At 46.2% G+C, this 1,340-nt stretch carries 1 protein-coding gene; it reads left to right on the top strand.

Annotation, left to right across the window (positions count from 1 at the left end):
• The coding region (locus tag AB6E52_RS23035; RefSeq protein ID WP_372189994.1) for an IS4 family transposase at positions 1 to 1,317 on the top strand (1,317 nt) is incomplete at its 5' end.
• Positions 1,318 to 1,340: the final 23 nt, after the last annotated feature.

A 1,340-nucleotide genomic window follows, 5' to 3' on the forward strand; every position in this document is an offset into this window, starting at 1 on the left:
GACCCTAGACGCACTCAAAGACTCGTTACTCTCGCAGCCTCACTGGCCGAGCAACCTGGTGTACCCGTCTCGAAACTCATTATCTCCCCTGCTGAAATGGAAGGGGCTTATCGCTTCATCCGTAATGAGCAAATCAAAGCAGAAGATATCGCAGAAGCGGGGTTTTATGTCACCGCACAAGAAGCATTAGAGCAACAAACACTTCTTGCCTTAGAAGACACCACTTCTCTCAGTTACTCCCATCGCAGCATTCGAGATGAACTCGGGCACTCCAATCAAGGCAACCGACATCGCGCCATGTTCGTACACTCAACCTTACTTTTTGCTCCCGACACTCAATCTGTTATTGGTTTAATTGAACAACAGCGCTGGACTCGTGATATAGAAAAGCGAGGCCAAAGGCACCAGCATGCGACTCGACCATACAAAGAGAAAGAAAGTTATAAGTGGGAACAAGCCTCTCGCCATGTCGCTGAGCGACTTGGCGATAAAATTTCGGATGTCATTTCTGTGTGCGATAGAGAAGCCGACCTATTTGAATACCTCACTTACAAGCGAGAGCAACAACAAAGGTTCATCGTTCGCTCAATGCAAAGCCGCTGTATTGAAGAGCATGATAATCGTCTTTATAGCTATGCCTCTACCCTGTTATCAGCCGGAGAGAAAGTGCTCGAAATACCGCAAAAAGGGGGGCGTAAAGCTCGCAAGGCTCATTTAGATATCAAATATGCCCCCGTGACACTCAAGTCTCCTGCTAACAAGAAAGAGTTCGATAACATTCCGCTTTACTACGTGGGATGTATAGAACAAGGAGAGAGTAGCGATAAGCTCGTATGGCACTTACTGACTTCTGAGCCGATAACGAGCAAGGAAGAGGCACTCAAAATCGTCAGTTATTATGAGCGGCGCTGGCTGATAGAAGATTTTCATAAAGTCTGGAAAAGTGAAGGGACAGAGGTTGAGCAACTGAGAATGCAAAGTAAGGACAACTTAGAGAGGCTCAGCGTTATTTTGGCTTTTATCGCGACTCGGTTACTCCAGTTGAGGTTTATGAATGAATCAGACGAGTTATCTAAGACCAGCTGTGAGCGGGTATTAAGAGGCAAAGCGTGGAAGTTAATGTGGCTCAAGTTGGAGAAGAAAGAACTACCGAAAGAAGCGCCTAATATATCATGGGCTTACAACGGTATTGCTCGGTTAGGTGGTTGGAAGAATACCAAGCGAACGGGGCGCGCTTCTATAAAGACGTTATGGCAAGGATGGTTTAGGTTACAAACCATCCTTGAAGGGTATGAACTCGCTAAGTCTCTTGATTAACCAGACTTGTGATCAAGAGACAG

Origin of the sequence: Vibrio sp. 10N.247.311.13, from assembly GCF_041467595.1 — a bacterium.
GTDB lineage: Bacteria > Pseudomonadota > Gammaproteobacteria > Enterobacterales > Vibrionaceae > Vibrio > Vibrio crassostreae_C.